Source organism: Xanthomonas sp. SHU 308, assembly GCF_000364645.1.
Taxonomy (GTDB): Bacteria; Pseudomonadota; Gammaproteobacteria; order Xanthomonadales; family Xanthomonadaceae; genus Xanthomonas_A; species Xanthomonas_A sontii.
This window is the reverse complement of the sequence record NZ_AQOK01000183.1, coordinates 1-2501: the sequence shown is the minus strand read 5'-3', so window position 1 is coordinate 2501 and position 2501 is coordinate 1. Positions and strand designations below refer to the sequence as shown.

Here is a 2501-nt window from a genome sequence, read left to right as displayed (position 1 = left end):
GACGGTACCGCCGGCGCCGGCGTCGGCGCTTGCCGCCCCGGCCGCACGCTGAGGCCCATCCACAGCAGCGCCACCACCGCCAGCGCCGCACCGCCGAGCGCCACCCCGCGCCAACCGGCGTAGGCATAGGCCGCGGTGCCGAGGCTGGACCCGATCGCACCGCCGATGAAATAGCAGGTGACGTAGGCCGAGGTGATGCGGTTGCGCGCGGCCGGATCCAGTTGGTAGATCACGCTCTGGTTGCCGATGTGCACGCCCTGCACCGCCACGTCCAGCAGCACCACCCCGGCGATCAGCAGCCACAGCGAGTGCGGCGCGCCGAGCAACAGCAACCACGACAGCAGCAGCATGACCAGGCCGCCCCAGCCGACCAGATGGCCGGCGCCGCGGTCGGACAGCTTGCCGGACAGGTTGGCGGCGAACGCGCCGGCCGCGCCGATCAGCCCGAACAGGCCGATGGTCGCGGTGCCGTAACGGTAATCCGGGCCGGACAGCAGGAACGCCAGGGTGGTCCAGAACATGCTGAAGCCGGCGAACAGCAATCCGCCCAGCACCGAGCGCGCGCGCAGCACCGGCTCGTCGCGCAGCAGCGCCAGCACCGAACCGATCAGGTGCGGATAGGACAGGTGCGGGTTGCCCGGGTGCCGCGGCAGGCCGCGCCACAGCAGCCCCGAGGCCACCAGGATCAGCGCCGCCGCGACCCAGTACACGGTGTGCCAGCCGCCGATCCCGGCCAGCAGGCCGGACACCGTGCGCGCCAGCAGGATGCCCAGCAGCAGGCCGCTCATCACCGTGCCGATGACCCGGCCGCGCTCGTGCGGCGCGGCCAGGGTCGCGGCGAACGGCACCAGGATCTGCGCCGCCACCGAACTCAGGCCGGTGATCAAGGTGCCGAGCAGCAGCAGCGCGAAGCTGTGCGCCATCGCGCTGACCAGCAGGCCGACCGCGCTGAGCGCGTACAGGCCGACGATCAGGCTGCGGCGCTCGAAGCGGTCGCCCAGCGGTACCAGGAACAGCAGGCCCGCCGCATAGGCCAGCTGCGCGGTGGTGACCACCGCACCGGCGCGGCGCACGTCGATGGCGAAGGTCTGCGCCAGCACCTCCAGCAGCGGCTGCGCGTAGTAGTTGCTGGCCACCGCCAGGCCGGTGGCGGTGGCCATCAGCAGCACCAAGCCGCGGCGCATCGGCGGATGCGAAGTCGTTTCCATGGACGGACACCGGATCGTGGGGAGGGGCGCAGTCTGTGGCGGTAGCAGCGATCGTTCAAACGCATTTTTTTCACCACTGCCATCTGTTTTCGAGATAGTGTGATTCCCGCGCCGACAGGCCGGCCGGTTCGCCGGGGCCGCCGCTTCGAACGCAGACGGCGTCCGAACTGGAGCGCCGCCCCACCACCGCCCCCGCGCCGAAGGAACCCGCACCATGCCCAGCACCGACATCGCCGAGGCGCTGCAGCAGCACGGGTATGCGGTGGTCCGCGGCTTCCTGGGCGACGGCGACATTCCCGACAGCCTGCTGCGCTTCCTGGAAGGCGCCGAGAAGTTCCACGACGGCGTGATCGGCGACCTGCCGGCGGCGGACATGCAGCGCATCCAGGCCCGCATCGCCGCCACCGTGCCGGCGGTGGCCGCGGCCATGGGCCTGGCGATCGCCGTCGACCGCTTCGGCTACTGCGCCATCCGCATCCGCGAAAGCCATGCCGCGCCGAGCCTGCGTCTGCCGTTCGACCAGCACCGCGATCCGAAGACCGCGCCGGGCGGCGCGCTCAACTGGCACCTGGACCACTTCAGCTATTTCCTGCATGGCGACCACCGCAACTACCTGATCTGCTACATGCCGGTGCGCAAGCCCGATGCCGGCCTGGCCAACGTGGCCATCGTCGCCGACGACGTGGTCGTGCGGCTGGATCCGCAGTTGCACCAGCGCATCCAGGGCCGCGGCGCGCTGCGCTTCCGCTGCGTGGAGGCCGACACGCTGGACTGGTTCCGGCTGCGCTTTCCGGGCGAGGCCCTCGCCATCGGCGACTGGTATGCGATCGAGGATCTGTACGACGCCAGCCCCGGCTGGAAGATCGGCTTCGACCTGGAAGCGCACAAGGTGGTGCCGCACCTCGCGGTCGGCGACCTGCTGATCATGCGTGCCGACGTCATCCACCGCACCCACGACGCCGGCTGCGACCGCATCTCGGTGCGCTGCGACGCCCTGCCCGCGCATGCGCCGCGGCTGGACACGCTGCGCGGCCTGCTCGGCATCACCCTGCGCTACCCGTTCATGAGCCGCAAGCGCCGCTACAACATCCGCCTGTGGCTGCGTCAGCAATGGCGCAAGCGGCTTGGGCGCACAGCATGAGGCGGGCACTGCGACAGACGGCGCATGGCGCATGCAGCCCCGGCGCGGATCGGCTGCGGCCTCGCCACCGTGCGCGCCAGGCAGCGCCATGCTGACCCTGCGCCAGCTCGAATTCGCCGTCGCCGTCGCCGAGGAAGGCAGCTTCACCGCGG

2 protein-coding genes are annotated in these 2501 nt (G+C 71.2%); one reads left to right on the top strand and one right to left on the bottom strand.

Annotated elements, in window-relative coordinates; all coding sequences use genetic code 11:
- Positions 1-1208 (bottom strand): MFS transporter (locus tag D588_RS24245; protein ID WP_081613500.1); only part of this gene is annotated, 1208 nt, incomplete at its 3' end.
- Positions 1209-1422: 214 nt separating this feature from the next.
- On the opposite strand from D588_RS24245, the gene D588_RS0107360 reads away from it, so the two are divergent.
- Positions 1423-2349, top strand: a complete 927-nt coding sequence (locus tag D588_RS0107360; protein WP_017915517.1) for a hypothetical protein — start codon at positions 1423-1425, stop codon at positions 2347-2349.
- Positions 2350-2501 lie beyond the last annotated feature (152 nt).